The 20,660-nt window shown below is 46.9% G+C and carries 12 protein-coding genes and 1 tRNA gene; 1 reads left to right on the top strand and 12 read right to left on the bottom strand.

Going from position 1 to position 20,660, the window contains the following annotated elements:
* Positions 1 to 110: 110 nt before the first annotated feature.
* Together ACM64D_RS13115 and ACM64D_RS13120 are read right to left on the bottom strand one after the other, a co-directional pair.
* Positions 111 to 186, bottom strand: a tRNA-Val gene (locus ACM64D_RS13115).
* 138 nt (positions 187 to 324) lie between these two features.
* Positions 325 to 1,611 carry an acetyl-CoA C-acetyltransferase gene (locus ACM64D_RS13120; RefSeq protein WP_415063677.1) on the bottom strand — a complete coding sequence of 429 codons (1,287 nt, stop codon included), beginning with the start codon at positions 1,609 to 1,611 and terminating at the stop codon, positions 325 to 327.
* A 93-nt stretch (positions 1,612 to 1,704) separates the two neighbouring features.
* Here ACM64D_RS13120 and ACM64D_RS13125 point away from each other — a divergent pair, with 93 nt between their 5' ends.
* Positions 1,705 to 2,256: a TetR/AcrR family transcriptional regulator gene (locus ACM64D_RS13125; RefSeq protein WP_415063678.1), complete on the top strand. Its 552-nt coding sequence runs from the start codon at positions 1,705 to 1,707 to the stop codon at positions 2,254 to 2,256.
* A gap of 4 nt (positions 2,257 to 2,260) precedes the next feature.
* On the opposite strand, the gene ACM64D_RS13130 is transcribed toward ACM64D_RS13125, so the two are convergent.
* The 10 genes from ACM64D_RS13130 to ACM64D_RS13175 form a co-directional block, all read right to left on the bottom strand.
* Positions 2,261 to 4,018: a substrate-binding domain-containing protein gene (locus ACM64D_RS13130; RefSeq protein ID WP_415063679.1), complete on the bottom strand. Its 1,758-nt coding sequence runs from the start codon at positions 4,016 to 4,018 to the stop codon at positions 2,261 to 2,263.
* Between the two features lie 87 nt (positions 4,019 to 4,105).
* A complete protein-coding gene (locus ACM64D_RS13135) occupies positions 4,106 to 5,032 on the bottom strand; it encodes a hypothetical protein (protein ID WP_415063680.1) in 927 nt (308 codons plus the stop codon).
* Positions 5,033 to 5,043: 11 nt separating this feature from the next.
* Positions 5,044 to 6,219, bottom strand: coding sequence for a hypothetical protein (locus ACM64D_RS13140; protein ID WP_415063681.1), 1,176 nt, complete (start codon positions 6,217 to 6,219; stop codon positions 5,044 to 5,046).
* 2 nt (positions 6,220 to 6,221) lie between these two features.
* Positions 6,222 to 9,761: a DNA polymerase III subunit alpha gene (dnaE, locus tag ACM64D_RS13145; protein WP_415063682.1), complete on the bottom strand. Its 3,540-nt coding sequence runs from the start codon at positions 9,759 to 9,761 to the stop codon at positions 6,222 to 6,224.
* Positions 9,762 to 9,832: 71 nt separating this feature from the next.
* The gene (locus tag ACM64D_RS13150; protein ID WP_415063683.1) at positions 9,833 to 10,801 is read right to left on the bottom strand and encodes a hypothetical protein; all 969 of its coding nucleotides are present in this window, start codon (positions 10,799 to 10,801) and stop codon (positions 9,833 to 9,835) included.
* Between the two features lie 113 nt (positions 10,802 to 10,914).
* Entirely contained in the window at positions 10,915 to 15,159 is a 4,245-nt protein-coding gene (locus tag ACM64D_RS13155; protein ID WP_415063684.1) for an Ig-like domain-containing protein, read from the bottom strand.
* Between the two features lie 217 nt (positions 15,160 to 15,376).
* Complete coding sequence (locus tag ACM64D_RS13160) at positions 15,377 to 17,038, bottom strand: hypothetical protein (RefSeq protein ID WP_415063685.1); 1,662 nt, start codon at positions 17,036 to 17,038, stop codon at positions 15,377 to 15,379.
* A gap of 76 nt (positions 17,039 to 17,114) precedes the next feature.
* Positions 17,115 to 17,924, bottom strand: a complete 810-nt coding sequence (locus ACM64D_RS13165) for a hypothetical protein (protein ID WP_415063686.1) — start codon at positions 17,922 to 17,924, stop codon at positions 17,115 to 17,117.
* On the bottom strand, positions 17,905 to 20,280 hold the full coding sequence (locus ACM64D_RS13170; protein ID WP_415063687.1) for a hypothetical protein: 2,376 nt from the start codon (positions 20,278 to 20,280) through the stop codon (positions 17,905 to 17,907). The genes ACM64D_RS13165 and ACM64D_RS13170 overlap by 20 nt, the downstream gene beginning before the upstream one ends.
* On the bottom strand, positions 20,273 to 20,512 hold the full coding sequence (locus ACM64D_RS13175; RefSeq protein ID WP_415063688.1) for a hypothetical protein: 240 nt from the start codon (positions 20,510 to 20,512) through the stop codon (positions 20,273 to 20,275). Before ACM64D_RS13175 ends, ACM64D_RS13170 begins: the two co-directional genes overlap by 8 nt.
* Positions 20,513 to 20,660 lie beyond the last annotated feature (148 nt).

A 20,660-nucleotide genomic window follows, 5' to 3' on the forward strand; every position in this document is an offset into this window, starting at 1 on the left:
ACTACTTGTCTTTTTAGGAATTTTTGAACTTATCAACAGTTGCGTGAAGAGAACCACTTATCAACAGTTGCGTGAAGAGAACCAGAAATCTCCCTCTTTTATTTTAGAATTGGTGGTCTGTACTAGACTCGAACTAGTGACCTCTCCCATGTCAAGGGAACGCGCTACCAACTACGCCAACAGACCAATAAGAAGGAAGTATTATTAATAACTTACTGCCTTCAGAGTGGCAACTAGGAAAAGTAAGTTTGTGGGCCTTGCAAGACGTGTAAAAATCGAAAAGGGACTGTGACGCAGTCGTCCAACCCCTTCGGAGCAATTTTTTTAAGGTCTTTCTACGATCGCCGCGACTCCCATACCACCCGCCGTACAAATCGAGATCAATCCTCGGCCCGAACCTTTTTGAACGAGCATCTTAGAAAGACTGGCCAGGATACGTCCTCCGGTCGCCGCAAAGGGATGTCCCACGGCCAGACTGCCTCCCTTTACATTCATCTTACTTCTGTCAATGGAACCCAAAGCCTTACTTTCACCCAACTGCGTTCGGCAGTACTCCTCCGACTCCCAAGCTTTGAGAGTGCAAAGAACTTGTCCCGCGAAGGCTTCGTGAATTTCATAAAAATCAAAATCCTGAAGCTTCAAATTATTTCGTCTTAAAAGTTGCGCCACCGCTCGCGTGGGAGCCATCAACAATCCTTCGCCCTTCACAAAATCAACAGCGGCATAATCCGCATCAACCAGATATGCCAAAATAGGAAGATCCTTTTTCTTGGCGAAGTCTTCGCTGCCCAACAAAACCGCCGAAGCACCATCACTTAAAGGAGTGCTATTTCCGGCCGTCAATGTGCCCGTTCCGCTGAAGTCAAAAGCGGGCTTTAGCTTTGCCAGTTTTTCAATACTTGTGTCCCCTCGCACGAAGGAATCCCTGCTAAGCCCTTTAAAATCAAAAACCAAATCTTTATAGAAGCCTTCTTCATAAGCTCGTGCTGCATTGATATGACTGTGATACGCCAATTCATCCTGGGCTTCGCGGGTGATTCTCCAATCTTTCACCATCATTTCACAATGTTCCCCCATGGAGTGACCCGTGCGGGGCTCCTGAACATTGGGGAAGCGGGGTTTTAGATATTGAGGTTTCAATTCGCCGAATTTTTTAAGACGCGCCAGCAGGGAAGGCTCTTTTTGCGCCTCCATCATGATCCATGAAAATTCGTGAGGCAAAACACCGGCAATATCGCTGTTTGTATCAGTTCCCCCGGCAATACCACTCTCAATTTGCCCAGCAGCAATCTTCAATGCGATCTGAGCCGCCGTTTCAAGTCCTGTCCCGCAAGCTCGTTGAACGTCATATCCCGGAGTGTGAGGATCCAATCCAGAACTTAAGACAGATTCCCGTGCCAAGTTCCAGTCCGAGGCGTTTTTCATGACAGCCCCCAAAGAGACATCTCCTAAAAGCTCCCCTTGCAGATTGGTTTTTGCCACAAGATCTTTCAACGTCGCCGTCATAAGTTCACGATTGGAGGTGCGGGAATAGTGCGTGAAGGACTTGGTAAAGGGAGTTCTAGCCCCACCTAGAATTGCCACGGGTCTGAATGTTTTATTGTGAGCCATATGTTCTCCTTTTAAAAATATCTAATAGACCTTGATTCTACCTACCGATAGGTAGATAATACAGTTGTATTTTGTTTAAGGCAAGGACGGATCATGGACACTCGAACTAGAGCTCTCAATCTAAGTCGACATTATTTACAAACACTTGGATTTAATGGCTTTAGCTTTCAGACCATCGCTGACGCTTTAGGTATAAAGAAAGCAAGTCTGCACTATCATTTCGCCTCTAAAGAGGACCTGGGATTGGCTTTGTTAGAGGAATATGAAAGATCCTATAAAGACTGGAGTGAAAAAGTTGAATCCTTGCCTGCACAAAAAAAGCTAGAGCAAATGTTGCTGATCTTCTACAAAATGGCTTTAGATGAAAATAAGATTTGTCCCTCGGGAGTTCTGTGTTCTGACTTCAACACTCTGCCTAAGAACATGAAAAAACAACTTTTAAAGTTTCACGAATTTCAAAGAGCCTGGCTTAAAGACACCCTTCGCCAGGGAGTTCGAGAGAAGGTCTTTCGCAAGGATCTAAACATCGATGCCACGGCCGATCTTCTTTTAGCTAGCGTCCAAGGAGGCTTACAGATGGCCCGCCTTCGCGGAGAATCGGAAACCTTTAAGGCCTTTACCAAGAACCTACTAAAGACCTTATAAGATCCTATCCCCTGGTAAAAATATCCCAATCCTGCAGATTGTATTTTTCAAGAATCTTTTTAAGAGTTCCATCGATTCGAGCCTCACGGAACCAGTCATCTAAATTCTTGGGCAGATACCCGAATTCAGGCTGTTTGGGCGTCCCCACCAAAACCAAAGAGTTAAATCCCGTCAGCGACGTGGCCGTAAGACGTAAAGATGGATTTGCATCTTTCATCAAGGAATAACGAAGAACATTATAGTCCCCCAAAGCCAGTGAAGCTCGTCCGTCACCGATCATTTTGATCATACGCTCTGAGACATCGGCCCCCGTTAACTTTGTTCCTCTCACGGCATAACCAAGATCCACCTTGAGTTCCGGATCCGCCGCCATATCCCCAAAGATGACTTTCTTATTTCTAAACGATTCTTCGTCAATAATAGACTCTTTGTCGGCACTGAAAAGAAGCGCCCCGGTATAGCTGACACCCAACTTAGGACCCATGACCCGAATGTCAGACAAATAGCGCACAATATAGGAGGGAACTATAATGTAATTCACTTTCCCCGTTTGCAGAGCTGAAACCAAACGCGTATTGGGAATACTTTCCAGTTGAAATGAAAAGTCTCGATCTTTCGCCACCTTAGTAAGAATGTCATAGATGTATCCACTCCATTTTCCAGGCCCCGTTTCGCAAAGGTAGGGACAAAGAGGCGCAACACCAATGCGAATATTCAATATATTTTTATTTTTTTGACTGGATGGTCGACGATCCAGATCACTTGATAATTTTTGATTATCCCGCTGAGCGAAATTCCCCGTCGGACGCCCCATCCATCCGGGATACTCTTTTACATTTTGTTTCGTAACCGGGAAGGTGGGGATCATCTTTTTTTGCGGGAAAGACTTGTTCATAAGAGCCAATATCAGCGTACGTGCGGTTTCCCGTCCCAGCTCTGCGCAGTACTGAGCGGAATTAACCACAGTCAAACGTTCTTCTTTTATGTTTTGAATTGATTCGGGTGCACCGTCAAACGTGGCATGACGAATTTCCGTTCTCTTCTTTTCCCAGAGGGCTTTGACGATTGAAATCCCTCCGCCATCGTTCACAGTGAGAATCAAATCCACACTGCCTTTTGTTGGAAAATCCTGAAGGAATTTTTTTGCGGCTTTTTCTCCAGATTCCGGATCGACAGCATCATAGCGTTTTAAGACACGAAACTTCTGTCCTCGACTGCGAAGAGCATCAAAGAAACCATCCACACGATCAATCGTGGAAGACACTCGTGGGTATTCGAAAACAACGATCTGAATCTCGTAGGAACGATCAAAGAGGGACTCTACATGAAGTCCGTCATCCCAGCCCCCCTGATAGTTGTCGCTAGTCAGAAATGAGGCCAATGTGCCATTTACAATGTATTGATCATAAGCAATGACAGGAATATTCGCTTTATTGGCAAGTAAGAGCCCCGAGGCCAGTGCTGAATTGTCAGTGGGTTGAATAACAATCGCATGGGGCTTTTTTTGGACAACCTCACCCATTTGCGACACCTGCTGTACGATACCTTTTCGCCCCTCGCCCGCAACATAGGGAGTGATCTTGATTTTGTCGGAACTTTTTTTATTGAAATTACCGATTTCTTCTTCGAAGCCCTTTCGCATCGCAACCTGGCCTTCGATCTTCATGCTCCAATAAAGAACTGAAACATCCCAAGTTTTCGCTTGAGAATATACACAGCAGATATTAAGAGTGGTAAATAGCAAAATGGAAAGAGCTTTCACTCAAACCATTATATTTACGGGACGCCAAATATCAAATTTACTCGCAATTATTACGAGCAATTAACAAATCCACTATGGTTAGATTTATTAATATAATTCAATCCTGTCGTTCTCTTTAAATCCAGACCCAGAATGAATCACTGCGATGGCTCCATCGTTCCCAAAGTAGCTGATAACTTCCAGCGTTCCCTTCAGGCGTCCCGGAACACGACCGATATGACCGCCGCTTTCAGGATCATAAACATCGTCTCCATCTTCGGTGACTTTCAAAAGATCACCCACCTGAAGGCCGGAAACTCTTCCCACGTTCAAATAGATGCGGTCTCCGTTGATCGCAGCAATACGTCCTTCCCAAGTCACTTTATCTAAAGAGGCCAGAACTTGAGGCGTAAAATCCAAAAAAGCGTCTTTTACGATGACTTCAATCATTTCAGGATTGTTCGCTAAAAATTTGTCTGTCTCGACTCTTTCAGCAACGCGAACCCCTTGCTCTTCGACCGTCACCGTCTTAACGGTATTAAAAACTTCACGTCCCGCTCGGCCCGTGACCACACGCACCTGCGCGACAACTTCAAAAGCCGTCGAAAGATGTCGAACCACGCCGACATTGTCAGACTTTCTTTTAATGCGAATATCAAGGATCTTTCCCTCTAAAACAGCATTCACACCCAAAGCCTGAGCCAGCTTTGCCACTTCCGGCAGTTTGTACTGACCCCCTTGAGTCATCTTAGAAAGATCCACATTCAATTCTTTGCTATCTAAAGCAATCACTTCCCCTATGCGGTTTAAATCAGCGATGAAGGCATTGCGAGCCTTTTCCTTTAGCTGGACGGGACGAGCTTCCGAAGCATCCAAAAAGGGAAGAACCATCAAACGCTTCCGAGGAGAAGCGTCTTCTTTGCGCGCTTCGTAGTTCACGTCTTTGATTTCACGTCGCACCGAGGGAGTGCTGCGATCCAAGGTTGTACATGCAGACAAAACCAAAAGAAGAAGGGACGAGATAATTCTTTTCATGATCACAACTCCTACTGAACCCATTTCAAAACAATTTCATCGCGCTCTTCAGACACCTTGGAAAGCTTCTTTCCATTGACATCCAAAGCCTCTAGTTTTCCCAAGAGCTCTGCGGCAGACACCGAGGTGTCGACCTCAAAACTTACAGATTCAGAGCTCACCAAACGTTCCCGAATATTTTTCACCTGCGTGATTTGAGACCGAATCTTTTCTTTTACCCCCTCCATCAACGGAAGAGCGTTGCGCCCTTGAATCGTCACACGAATTGTCGAGGTTCCCAAAGAGCCTCTTTGCCAAGCTTCCAAAACCTGCGAAGACAAATCATTCGCCGTGGTATCTGCGACTTCACGAAGTTTCTTATCGACTGCATTTTCCAAAGATCCTGACTCAGTATCAAAGCGACGGGATACGTCGGCGATCGCTCGCCCATTGCTGACTTGAACTGCCGTCATTCGAATTTCAATACGATAGTTGTTTCCACGCTCTCCTTTAGTCAAAAGAACCTGCCCGTCAATCAACAGGGGGGCGTTAAAGTACTGTGCAAAAAACTGAGCATCTTCCCCGGCGATTTTTTCATTGTGAAAATCTGCGGGGACATTTGTTCCAAGACCGGACTCAATGGGCTTAATGACGTAGAAGTTATTTTTTTGAAATGATGTTCTTAAGGCGTTCTCTAGCAGGCGGCCTTCGTTCAATAAAAAGGCTTGTTGATTCTTTTCTCCGGGAATCCACCAACGATAGCTGCGCCCCTGCACGCGGTCCGACCAACTAATGACCGGCAACACAACTGGAATGGCGTCATTTTCATTTAAAAGAGTATTATTCTGAAGCATCTGCTTAAGATCTCGCAAAGAAACCTTCAAGGCCACGGACATTTTAAACTCTTCCCCTTCTTGAGTCATGGGGGACGGTTTTGCAAACGGGATGTACTGGGCCGAATTTTTGATGATCTTGGTTTGAATCAATGACTTGTTTTTAAGAAAACGTTCTTCGCCAATCAGTTCTTTAATTATTTCTTCAGAGATTTTTTGAGCCGCCTGATCTTGAATCTCTTTCTTGGCTCCTTGAGGAGTTTTTTCTTTGGAAACTCCCGAAAACGTTCTATCGATCAATTCCGTTTGTTGCGCCTTGACCGGACCTCCAAGAAGAAAAATCAAAGCTGTTGTCAGGATCAAAGATAAACGCATTTTTAACCTCTCAACTCAATAAAATCAGTTCGACCAAACAACAGATGAATTCCCTCAAAGAATTCGCTGTTAATAGTGATCCCCTGAACATCCTGTGTTTCCATCAAAACACGTCGATTCAAATCTGGCACATCAATTTCAAAGCTCACCGATGTTGATCCTGGATAATCCTTCATAAAGGACTGCAAACGACCATAATCCATCGGATCAATCTTATCCAAGTGGAAGACCATTCGTTTGGTTTTTTTAAGAATATCCTCCAAGGGCGACACGGTATCCACCATGATTTTAGCAAGGCCCTCTTCAACTTCAAGACCGCCCCCAATAAGAACAGGTCTTTCATCGCGCAGCTGCATTTCAAATCGCGCAAAAGAGTCGGGGAAGATCACAAGCTCACAGCTTCCCGTAAGATCTTCAATCTTACCAAAAGCCATGCGCGTTCCTTTTTTCGTGATGAGTTCACGGAGCTCCGTAATAAGCCCCGAGACCACCACCCGTTTTTTCCCGGCGTCGCGATTTTTCCAATCCTTTTTCGCCGCTTTTAAGGCCTCCGCCTCAGGACTTCCCGCCGCAGGCATCTGTGCCGGTAAGTCCACCACCTTACAAGTCGTCCACAGCTCTGACAAAGTATCAAATCCCTTTAAGGGATGATCACTGAGATAGAATCCCAGAACTTCTTTTTCATAGGCCAATGAAGCCGTTCGCGTCCATGGTTTGGTTTCTTCAAGACTTACTTTAGTCTCTGCAGAGGGACCTAAATCAAATAAGGACGCTTGGCCTAGCTCCTTGTCTTTTTGAAGTCCTTGGGCGCGATCCAAATACTTTTGATATCCCGCAATCAACTGCGCCCGATGTCCTCCGAACCCATCAAAGGCTCCGGCTTTGATCAAACACTCGATCACTTTTTTATTCACCCGACGAAGATCGATAGAGTTAAAAAACTCATCCAAAGAGCCAAACTTCTTTTCAGGCAACGAGTTGCGCGCTTCAATAATGGCTTCCACCGCACTTTGCCCTACGCCCTTGATCGCCCCAAGACCAAAGTAGATTTCATCGCCATGCACATCAAAAAGATAATCAGAAAAATTCACGTGAGGAGACTTCACCGTCAAACCACGTTTTGCCGCATCCTTGGAGTATTTTACGATTTTATCTGTATCTGAAAGTTCGGTACTTAGAAGAGCCGCAAAAAACTCAGCCGCGTAATGGCACTTTAAGTAAGCGGTCTGTAACGTAACAACTGAATAAGCAGCCGCATGGGATTTATTAAATCCGTAGTCAGCAAACTTATACATCAAATCAAACAGATCCGAAGATCTTTGTTTATCATGTCCTCGCTCTGTCGCCCCTTGCATGAAGCGTTCACGATGGCGATCCATTTCTTCTTTGATCTTCTTACCCATCGCACGACGAAGCATATCCGCTTCACCCAAGGAATACCCGGCAATACGTGAGGCGATCCCCATAACCTGCTCTTGGTAGACCATGATTCCGTAGGTCTCCGAAAGCACATCGCGCGTGTCTTCCAAAAGATATTCAACCGGGGCTTTGCCATGTTTACGATCAGTAAAGTCAGGGATGTTCGCCATCGGACCCGGACGATATAAAGACGTGATGGCAGTGATATCAGCAAAACTTGAGGGACGAATCTTACGAGTGGCATCAGTGATGCCCTCACCTTCGAACTGGAACACCCCTGCGGTATCCCCGCGTGACATCATCTCGAATGTGGCCATGTCGTTCATGGGAATTTGTTTTGTCGTTAAAGTCTTGCCACGGTTCTTTTTAATCAACTTCAACGCATGATTGATATGAGTCAAAGTTTTTAGCCCCAAGAAGTCGAACTTAATCAATCCGATCTTCTCAGCATGTTTCATGTCGTATTGAACAACCTGTTCCCCATCTGCGCCTTTATAAAGAGGCGCATGACGAACCAACTGCCCATCGGCAATAATCACCCCGGCCGCATGGATTCCGGCGTGACGAACCATCCCCTCAATCCGTTGTGCCAGATCCATCAAGGTGGCGACGGTGGGGTTCATCTCCATCATCTCGTTAATTCGTGGCTCCATCTCTAAAGCTTCTTTAAGAGAAATTCCTAACTTTTCGGGGATCAGTTTAGTCACCGCATCGACTTCAGGGAAGGTCATTCCTAAAACACGGCCGACGTCTTTGATCGCCGCGCGCGCCTGAAGTTTTCCGTAGGTGATGATTTGCGATACAGACTCTTGCCCGTATTTCTGGGTTACGTACTGAATCACTTCCTGACGACGGTCCTGACAGAAGTCGATATCAAAGTCCGGCATCGAGATACGTTCTGGATTCAAGAAACGTTCAAACAGAAGAAAGTTGGGAAGCGGATCCAAGTCCGTGATCTTTAAACAGTACGCGACAAGAGAACCCGCTCCGGAACCACGACCTGGCCCTACGGGAATATCATTGTTCTTCGCCCAGTTGATGAAGTCTTGAACGATCAGGAAGTAACCGTTAAAGCCCATGCGATCGATAATGCCGAGCTCATATTTCAAACGAGCATCGTATTCAGGCTTTTTTTCTTCAGGAACCGCTTCACCACGCGTAGCGGCCTCTTCATATCTTTCCATCAGTCCTTCACGGGACTTTGCTGCGATGTACTCGTTCAGAGTTTGACCACCTTCCGTCGGAAACGTCGGCAAGTGGTAAATAGGTTTTCCACTGTCATCTTTGATCTTGAACTTTACATCGCAACGCTCGGCAATCTGCAAAGTGTTGCTGATTGCTTCGGGAACATCCGCGAAGAGCTCAATCATTTGCTCGGGCTTCTTTAAGTAAAACTCATCCGTCCCCAAACGAAAGCGGGATTCATCACTGAGAGTTTTATTCGAACCAATACAGATCAAAACTTCCTGAGCCAACTGATCGTCTTGAGTCATGTAATGAACATCGTTGCTGGCTACAACTGGAACGCCGGTGATTTTAGAGGCCTCTAGCAAGAAGGGATTGATTTGATCCCACTCAGAGACCCCGGTTCGGCACATCTCCAGATACAGGCGATCATCAAAGATTTCTTTGAGCTGACGAATTTTCGCTAACGCGGCATCAGGACCTTCGCGCAAAAAAGCATCCGCGACTTCGCCCCGCAAGCCCCCGGTCAGGCAAATCAGATTTTCGTTGTACTTTTGAATGACCTCATAATCGATACGAGGTTTCCAATAGAAGCCTTCTTGATACCCGATGGTCGATAACTTACAAAGATTTTTATACCCATCCGTATTTTGCGCTAAGAACACCAAACGACGAGGTCCAACATTGACCTGATCGCGATCCTGTTTTTTTTCTAAACGAGATCCCGGCGCCACATACGCATCCAGACCCACCAAAGGCTTTACGCCGTTGTCCTTACAGGCAAAATAAAATTCGACAGCACCGAACATATTGCCGTTGTCAGTCAATGCCACGGCCGGCATCTGCAAAGCGGCCGCTTTTTTTGCAATAGCTTTTACCCGGCAAGCTGCTTCTAAAAGGGAATACTCAGAGTGAACGTGAAGATGTACAAAAGACATGATAATTTCATATCTTAGCCCCCTTTTTTATTCAATAAAAGGGGGAGCAAAGAGCCACTTCTCTCGCTGCGTTAAAGGGTTCTAAACTGAACGATGGGATGAATGGTGACTCCTGAGGGAATTATCGCTTGATTCAGATCTAATTGATCATTTTTTACTGGAATTTTGAGAATTTTTTCGCCTTTTCCCGCATCCAGAACGACTTTAAGAAGGACTCCGCTAATTTGACTGGGGTTCGTCGCCCCGTCGATATTCCAAAGGCGAACCTGATTGTCTTGGATTTCCACTTTGTCACTGTTGGGGGCTGTGGGGTCTTTTTCCAACTTAAACTCTAAAACACTCACTCCATATCCCGTTTCCACTTCCATATCGACCTGAATTTTTTGTTTTAAAGATTCATTCGCATATTTAAGCAACAAGGCCGCTTGTTTTCCGGGTGTAGGATCAACGAAGTCACGGTCTCGGGTGCTGTCTTGAGAGATGGCCCCGATATAACGAAACGCCAAGGTGGAGTTTGGGACCTCTAAAGAAAACGGCTGAGTCACCTTTTCGCGCCATGAAAAATCATTGAACGACATCAACAAACGTCCTGAAGGAATATCAAAAAGACGATAGCCCGTCATTTCCGCGCAACATCCTCCCAAGCCCGACACTAAAACAGGCTGAACTCCATGCACATTCAACTCTGTGGCTTGTTCAGACTTTCCCCAAAGAACATTTTCCAACCGTGGTCCCTTGCGCACACTCCAAGACACGCCTCCCGTGATGCCTTCGGCATCTAAATATTGCGTCACTGTTTTTGCGCTGCTGACTAAATAAAGTTCCTCGCCACCTGGTTCTGTGTAGTTGCGAAAGACCTCATAGTCTTGAGAGGTTTTGGTTATCGTGCGCGAGCCCTCGGTACTTTGAACAAGTTTGAAATTCGAGATCCCAGAACTTTCGTAAAGAAGCTGACTGGCCGAAGCCAATGCTGCCAGACAAGAAAGGACAATAATAAAAGTAATTGTTTTAGAGGTACGAGCGAGTATTTTTGTTTTCATTCGAAGAAAGCTACAAAAATGACTCACCCATGACGAGTTACAAAGGGATCATGACGGGGATCTAATCTACAGCTAGCAGTCCCCTAATGCACGATCTCATCTTTTAAAAAAACTCATGGTATGACGATGGATGGTATCCTAGGCGAAATAGACCCATCACCAAGCTGTGTGCCAGCCCCCCAGCACTGCAACTTCCCGTCGCTCTTCACAGCACAGGTGTGGTTTGCTCCAGCGCTGACGTTGGCATATCCACTGCCGATCAATACGGGGACGGAGCTATTGTTACCCGAGTTACTTCCCAACTCACCAGAACCATTATTTCCCCAGCAATACAGCTCTCCATCTGTTTTCACCGCACAGGTGTGGTTTGCTCCAGCACTGACATTGGCATATCCACTGCCGATCAATAAGGGGACAAAACTATTTGCCCCTGACTTTCCCAACTGACCATAGCCATTACTTCCCCAGCAATACAAGTCACCATCGGTTTTCACAGCACAGGTGTGGCTTCCTCCAGCGCTGACGTTGGCATATCCACTGCCAATCAATACGGGGACAGAGCTGCTTACCGTCGAGTTATTACCCAACCGACCAGAACCATTATTTCCCCAGCACCACAACTCACCATCGCTTTTCACCGAACAGGTGTGAGCCTCACCCGCATCGACACTTGCATACCCATTGCCGATCAAGATCGGGACAGAGCTGGTCGTCGTCGAATTATTGCCCAACTGACCAGAACCATTATTTCCCCAGCACCACAACTCACCATCGCTTTTCACCGCACAGGTGTGACTCCCACCAGCATTGACGTTTATATATCCATTGCCGACCAAGATAGGGGCAAGACTGTTGGTCCCCGAGTTACTATTACCCAACCTAGAGCCAGCTCCCCAACACAACAACTCACCATCGCTTTTCACCGCACAAGTATGACTTACACTAGCACTCACGGCGGCATAACCGCTGCCGATCGATACAGGAACAGAGCTGTTTGACATCGAATTATTTCCCAGTCGACCATAGTCATTACTTCCCCAGCAAAATAATACACCATCACTCTTTACAGCACAGGAGTGAGACTCTCCTGAACTGACACCTGCATATCCACTACCAATCGATACGGGTACACGGCTGTTTTTCGTCGAGTTATTGTTCAACTGGCCATAGACATCACGTCCCCAGCAATATAAATCTCCACCAGTCTTCATCGCACAGGAATGATCATTTCCCACACTCACGCTGGTATATCCACTACCAATCGATAGGGGGACAGAGCTACTAATCGTCGAATTATTTCCCAGTCGACCAGAGTCATTACTTCCCCAGCAATATAAGCCCCCCCCACTCTTCACGGCACAGGTATGAGAATCTCCTGCACTGATCCTGATATAACCACTACCGACTAACACAGGAACAGAGCTATTTACCACCGAGTTATTACCCAAGCGACCAGAACCATTGTTTCCCCAGCACCACAATTCGCCATCGCTCTTCACGGCACAGGTATGACTTGCGCCCGTGCTGACGCTGGCATATCCGCTCCCGATCGATACAGGGGTAGAACTATTTGTCGTCGAGCTATTACCTAACTGCCCAGAAGCATTATTTCCCCAGCACCACAATTCGCCATCGCTCTTCACGGCACAGGTATGACTTGCGCCTGTGCTGACGCTGGCATATCCGCTCCCGATTGATACAGGGGTAGAACTATTTGTCGCCGAGTTATTACCCAACTGACCATAACTATTAGATCCCCAGCACAACAACTCACCATCGGTTTGCAGCGCACAGGTGTGAGAATTTCCTGCGCTGACACTTTCATATCCACTGCCGATCAACGTGGGAACATATTTACTCATCGTCGAATTATTACCTAATTGACCAGAACCATTAGCCCCCCAACAATACAATTCACCATCGCTTTTCAACGCACAGGTGTGATTTGTTCCCGCACGAACGTTTGCAAATCCACTTCCTGCCAATACAGGCACAAAGCTGTCTGTGCTCGAGTTATTGCCCAACTGACCCCAGGCATTATTTCCCCAACACCACAACCCACCACCGTTCTTCACCGCACAGGTGTGATAACCTCCTGCGCTCATGGATATATATTCCGCATCCAAAGCATCGAGATCTCTGACCAAACGACGGGATAAAGATTGATTTATTCCCACCACTTTTTCCGAAGTTCCAATCAGTGCGACTTGAACAAACTTAGACCCCACTGTCGTCCCATCATTATACTGATATTCGATGCTTGCTGTTGTTTGTCCTGCAGGGATAAGCACTGAACCCTTCTGAATATTGTGATGAAGGGGATTCGTCGCCGTGCTTTGTGCTTCCACCAGATCATAGCTGATCTCAACATCCTTCGAGAAGACTTTGTTCAAGGATAACAAAAAAGATTGAGAACTTGTTCCTGAAGCATTTTTATCTACAACACTGACTAAGTCGGTGAAAGAGACCAATACCTGATTTGTCAGAATAGCTGGCGTGGAAACCGTCGAAGCCGCAGCCGTTCCACCCGTACCAATCGCCGTGCCAGCGGCAATTGATATCGCCAAACTTCCCACATTCGTACAGCCTGAAACCTTCACCTGCTTTGTCATGCCGGCACCCGTTACCGTCACCCCACCACAGTTTTCGGTATCTCCGTGCAGCACAACATTCGCAGCAGACAGCGTCACCGTCGTTGCTGCCGTGTAGGTCACAGACCAAGTAAAATTAGTCGCTGAGCCTCCTGAAAGTGGGGATGGGGCACCGATTGTAATCGTCGGCGGCGGATTACTTACAGTAGCAGTACTGGAAGAACTAGAGGCAAAAAGATTTCCCGCTGTATCCTTTGCTGTTCCCGCATCAACATCAAGAGCGACTGTTCCACTTCCCGTACAACCACTCACCGTGACAGCTCTTGTGCTCGCCGTCGGGCTTGTCACTGTTTTATTAGAGCAAACTACATTTCCCGTTGCTACGAGATCAATATCTGCATTTGTCAAAGTGATTACATCATAGTCCGAATAGGTCAGCGTCCATACAAAGTTGGTTGCGGCATTACCACTGGCGGGACTGGGATTCGAGATACTAAGAGATCCCGGAGTTCTATCAATCACGATACTCAAAGTATTCGATGCAGCGTTGGTGTTACCGACTGGACTTTGAGTTACTGCCGCCGGCAAACTGACTTCCACTGTGCCCTCTGAAGTCGGAGTCAAATTGAACGTATAAGAACTGCCACTCCCTGTCAGATCTGATATCGTACCGTTCGTAACAATGAAGTCACTTGCATTGATCCCATTCACCGCTTTGTCAAAATGAACCGCAACTGGTATCACCGTCACATTACTGGGGCTAGTCACCAGACTGCTTAAGGTCGGAATCGGATTGTGATTGTCATAAGTAATTTCAAGAATATTAGAAGCTGAATTTCCATTGCCAGCGACATCCGAGGCTCTATCAATAGGTAACTGCAACTGGACCAATCCGGAAATCAAAGACGTCAACGTCAATTGATAAATAGAACCACTTCCATTCACCGTTAAAAGAACCGCTCCCGTAACGACAAAGTCAGCAGGCACCAAGCCGACCACATCTTCACTGAATGTTACTGTCACTGAGATCGAACTATTATTGGTCGGATTGGACTCTAATGAACTCAAAACAACAGAGGGTCGGGTTCCATCGTAAACGAACGTCAACGGGCCGGAGACGGTACTACTCATATTCCCAGCTAGGTCGCGTGCGATATTATTCGCAATATCCACCGTCACAGGCCCTTGCGCTTGAGGCTGAATATAAAGTCTGTAAGAAGTTCCACTTCCGGATAAGGAAGTGACTACGCCGTTGTCAACACTGACGTCCGATTCAGAAAAACCCGTGACCGGCTCGCTAAAATCAACGTCAACCGGAATCGATGATAGATTTGTTTCTCCGGACACATCACTTCTCAATTTAAGGTCAGGAGGCTGAGTGTCTTTGAGAACTTCAAATTCAAAATTAGCTCCCGTCGTGGGATTGATATAATCAGTCACTATTTTTATTTGTCCATCCGGCTTAGAGCTAAAGTCAAACTCGACACTCCAGTTTCGATCGGCCCCGCAAGAAACTGTCTTTACTGGAGCAGGTTCCGTAATCTCAAAAGAAGTCATTCCCCCAGCACACTTGCCCGTGAAAACCACAGAGGTCTTATTTCCAAGATTTATCGTGGGTGCACCGGTGATTTCAAAGACATCGCTGCCAATCAGGCTTTCAATTCTGGAGGACATTCCACAACCGCTTAGACTCAAGCCAATCACCGCTGCGAACAACAACTTCAAAAACGCTTGCATTGAATTCCGTGTGTTACGCCCGAGACTCATAAACTCCCTCAAAGACATTTTTTCAGTTCTTATTATTCAATCGACATCTTCAAGATACCGAGACCTACTCTCTTTATCGGTCCTTAACTGATGACTCAGGAGGTTGTTTAAAAAATCTTCGATCCCAAATGGCAACTTGGGAGCACTCAATCTATAAAAAAAAGCCTATCTTTTTTTGATAGGCCTTTTTTAATTTCACAGATATTAAACTATCATACTAAGGACAATTGTATTGAACTGATTCCCAGGCCCCCGTAGCTCCGCAGATCGCCGAAACCGTTCCACCGTTTGTTCCTGCGCCCGTCACTAGACCAGATGAAGCCAGAGCTTGTGACCACGACATTGTACACGTCCTTCCTGAAACGGTGCTTGAGGGAACCTCTGCAGCTCCGCCGGGACAAACTGCCACGTTACCTGGAGCGGGACAGGAGTAACCGAAATTCCACTGGCCACTAGTTTGGCAAGTTGCATTCCCAGTCCCTCCGTTGGTTCCTGTAACCACGACGGAATTTCCAGCCGTTGCTTGCGCCCAACTAAACGAGCAGAACTGTGTTTGCCCCAGACTGTTTGCCGGAGAAGAGACCACTGTGGATCCTCCCGAACACGTCACCGTGGATCCCGGAGCAGGACAGTTATAGTTATAACTCCATTCTCCATTCCCTTGACATGTCGCACTTCCGTTTCCGCCATTAGTTCCATTGATCGGCACTGTCGAATAGGCATTCGTTTGTCCCCAACTAAATGTGCAGGACTGAGTTTGCCCCAAGCTATTTGCTGGTGAAGTAATCTGGATAGATCCCCCTGCACAAGTCGCTACGCCCCCCGGAGCTGGACATTTATAGGTATAACTCCATTCTCCGTTCGCTTGACAGACTGCACTTCCGGTTCCGCCATTTGTTCCGACGATAGGAGCTGTTTTACCTGCAATGGCTTGTTCCCAACTAAAAGAACAAGATTGTGTTCGCCCAACACTATTCGCTGGAGAAGCGATCTCCATCACGCCTCCCGGGCAAGTGACCACGTTCTCAACGGGAGGACAGGAGTAGCTGTAATTCCACTCACCATTTTCCTGACAAGTCCCACTGCCGGTACCACCGTCAGTTCCCTTCAAGATTTTTGTCTCACCAGCGACGGCTTGCTCCCAAGTAAAATAGCAAGTCCGTCTTCGTCCATTACTGTCCGTCGGAGAACTCACCGAGGTCTGCCCGCCCGAACAAACAACATCTGTTTTTTTACAAATTCCGTTCTGAACACTCTGCCCCTTTGGACAAGCGCAAAGTCCCGTCTGTTGGTTCAGGACTTCTCCTGTATTGAGACAGCCGCATTTTGAATAATCATAGGAATTCCAATTTGAAGCGCTCCAACCGTTGCTATTGCAAGTAACACCGCGATTTCGAGTCGCAACACCGCTACCTGAAGGACACAATTCAGCTTCGGATTCTGCAGGTTTCGTTGTGGGACTGCAGGTCGTCACCGCACAAGTGCCTCCAACCAAAGATTTCCCATTGGGGCATTCACAAAATCCAGTTTCGGCATTGATGACTCTGCCCATGGAGCAGCTACAACCAGAGAAATCTATTCTTGACCACGGGGTTGCTAACCAACCTGACTCAGAACATGAAACCTGACGTTGTCGAAATGCCGAACCTGTGGCACCACTCGGACAAAAAAAGGACTGCTTTATTTCAGGTCGCAAAACATCAGAACAGGTTCCTCCTGAGCTGCTGCTGAAGTTATCAAACCCAGCCTGAGCATCAGAAGCTTGAAATGAAGACGGCGAACAGTTTTGAAAGACGGTCATCATTCCTAATGAGACAAATAAGAATACAGAAAATCGAATCACGGCTTTTCTGCGAATAAATCTAGACAACAACTTCATACACTTCACTCCCCCGAGAAAGTATTAATTCTGAAACTCCAAATACTAAGAATAGTTGAGTTGAAAAAATCCTTTTTTAAAACAAACAACTTGGTCCGACATAAGAAAGAACGATGGCGCCTGCGTTTCCGCCGCCCATATAAGTTCCGCCCAATCCCGCCAATCCTGGAAGAATGGGCAGAGTTTGAGTTAGCCAGTTGACGGCCCCTTTTCCTCCGGGGCCTGCTGCCCCGTCTTGACCGTCATTTGCAGAAACCACACCCCAGCTCGCCGTACCGCCTCCATTGCCGCCGCTACCGCATCCGCCGCCGCCGCCGCCCTTAGAGTTGGAACCATTATCGCCCCCATAACTTGCAGTACAAGATCCTTTCGACCTACCTGAACCACCACTGCCAGCACCGCCAACGGCAGGAAAAGCCACTCCTCCAGCCGCCACAACAAGATTACTTCCTCCGACGGTGATTGTACTTGCGCCGCCATTACCCCCGCCAACACCAGCCGCAGTATTTGGCCCCGTGCCACCACCGCCGCCGCCAACGTAAAAACCATACTCTTTACTGCCATCAACAGTGAATGAACCCGCAACAATAGCGCCAGTCACTCCCGGATAACTCGGGTGTCCCCCACTTCCCCCACCCACCATCGAATAAGTTATTTGAACTCCATGAAGAGCCACCGCAGCCGCTGCGGGAATGACTTTCTGAGTACCTATCACACTCACGCAGTTAAAGCCTCCTGATGGAGTCGAACCACCGCCGCCGGAATTAGAAATAGTGACCTTCCTCCAGGTCGGGGCCGCGATAGACATAGAAATGTCTCCGAATAAGAACAGCGGAATCATCAAAACTTTAAACATAACTTTCTTTTTATTCGTTACCACAAACATACAATCCCCCCGTTGAATCAAGTGTCATTGCTCCCACTCCGATCGCAGCACAAGAAGTGCCCGCAATGACTGATGTCGCTTCATCACAAACCAACAAATCACCATCGCTACTTTTCGCCATAACTCCAACCGTAGAACAAGAGTCCCCGATGCTAGCGACAGTTCGTAAAGAATTCTGCAAACCGTCCCCCAAAACGTGCCCGCCGATGCGAAGCTCTGTCGCATTGGCCGTGCCGTTGATATCAAGCAGATATGACGGGGCTTTACCAATCCCCAGCTTACCGTCATTCTGTAAAATCATTTTTTCAGTATCATTCGTAATAAACGAAAGGTTGTGATTGGACTTCGTTCCAAAAACCGCCGTACCTCCGACGGAGTTACCACCTAGTGAAAACATTGAATAGTCATGAGGGTTGTAGCATCCATAGACACCGCTGGAATCAAAGCCTAAAATTTGTCCTTGAGCGCAGGTCACAGAAGTCATAGTGCCAGCGCCGTTAACCCCTAAAATACGATTTGCTGTTAACCCGGTGACTAAAGAGGAATTCAATGAGTTCAACGAAGCCAATCCGCCCAGCGGGGGTTTATTGCTAAGACTGCTGTAGTCTCCACTTGTCGCAACTCCGGCCAATCCTGTCACTTTCGTTGCAGGAATAGATATATCCTGACACGAAAACTGATCCGTCAACGAGGACCAGGCCATGGTTTGAGATTGCGTACAACCCACAAGATTAAACACCGAACCCCCGGTACTATTCTTAAGCTCAGATAGTTTTACATAATGAGGCAACCAACCGCTGCCATCCACATACTTTAAAAACTTTTGATCATCCCCCGCTACCGCCGTCGCGACCTGAACCCCATTGATTCTTGCAACAGCAGGATTGGGATAGGTGCCAGACAAATCTCCGTTAGCTGCCCCGGATGGGGCGCGACTGTCTGTCAATCTTGTATCATTGCCCTTAACCACCTCTGCCACAGAGGCATTCCCACTCGAGGCAACATTTAAGGTCGCGGATGTTCCAAGACCACTGATATCCGTATTCGCTAAAGTCACGGCGCCGGTCTTACCCGCAACACTTGTTACTGACGCTGAGGGTATCGTCGCCCAGGATAAGTTACCAGACGCATCCGTCCGCAAAAACTCATTGGCAGCACCGGCGGTCTTTGGCCAGTTCAAGGTGTAACCAGTTCCTCCGTTGGGAAGTTTAAAGGTTAAATATTCACTCGTGCCATCATAAATTCTTAAATTAGTACCCGTGACATTCGCAGAACTCACATCACGGGAAATTGTTCCGGAAGTAATCTGTGCGGCACTCAAATTCGGAATGTCCGAAGCCAAAAGACTTAATTGAGAGCTTGGAACCTTCCCTGAACTATTTAAACTTGCTAAGCCGTTCAAGTTCCCTTTTTGCGCGAGGATTCTTGCATCGGCAGCATTATCAAAGTCAGAAATGTCTGCCGCCTGCAAGGTCACGACGCCTGTCTTACCAGCAACGCTGGCGACCCCGCCAGCAACCGCAGACCACACCCCATCATCGCGTAAAAACTTAGAGCCATTAGGAGTACCACTAGTAGAAAGCGTTGCAAGAGGGCCCAAACCTAAATTTGCCCGGGCATCACTCGCCGTCGTCGCTCCTGTTCCGCCATTAGCAAGACCCACGATCCCCGTGACATTCGCAGCAATGGTGGCGGAGGCGGCTGTCCCCGTGATATTAACACCTAACGTATTTCCCGCATTATTAGAGGCATTTAGAATGCCATCTAATTTGGTGAATCTTTCAAAGACACTTTCGACATTTTCCTGGGTTACATTCTTATTATCATTAGTATTTACAAAGTCATTTTGACTTTTCCCATTCAAAGTCTCGGAGTTTACGGCAAAAGCCACCGCACGAATATTGAAGTCCGCCGTGACCTTTTCTGGCCCCCGAGAATTTCTAGGAATATAGACACTTAAACGAAGTTTTCTTCCGTGATGACCTTGTGGGTTGTAAGTACAGTTAAATCCGTTGATCACTTTTGAATTATCCATCACTTGGGCTAACGGCAAAATCGGATTAGGATTGCTATCACTCGGAACCGAGATCGTAGATGAAGATCCCCCGACAACAAGATTCATATATCCATTAGAAATATTGACTCCTGAATGCTCTTCTTCACGAAGAACACAGTTATTAACGGGATCCAATATTTGCAGCGTCACGGTCAATCCCGAAGCGGTCGGATAGTGTCCCTCAGGATCCTGTAGAACAGCCTGAAAACTGATTCCTTTGTGTTGTGCAAACACCTGCGACGCTAAAGATAAGCTCGAAATAAACAGACCCAACAACACAAAGTTTTTTTGCTTACTCATAAAATACGCCCTCGATTTTCCAGCCATTTGTAGTTGTGTTTTTTTCTGTGATTTCACCAAAAACTGCTTTCACTCGATATCCCTGTGCCGTTGTCACCACCTCGCCGGGAATAAAATCAGGTTCTTTTCTGTTCAGATTCTCAATCGTCGAAATCAACTCTTCCTGCTTAAGAAGAGTCGCGTCCAAAGAACAAGCGGATAGAAAGCTCGATACCACCAGCAGTGTGAACATATTTGTTTTAGATATCTTTTTATTCACTCAACACCTCAGAACACTTCACCTGCACTAAGGACTCAAGCCCTTTGAACTTCAAAGTTATCGGATACTCTTTGGTCAACATTTACAAATCAGAGTATGATTATGCTCCCAAGCTCACAGT

Origin of the sequence: Bdellovibrio sp. (genome assembly GCF_047637665.1) — a bacterium.
In the GTDB taxonomy this organism is placed as follows: Bacteria; Bdellovibrionota; Bdellovibrionia; order Bdellovibrionales; family Bdellovibrionaceae; genus Bdellovibrio.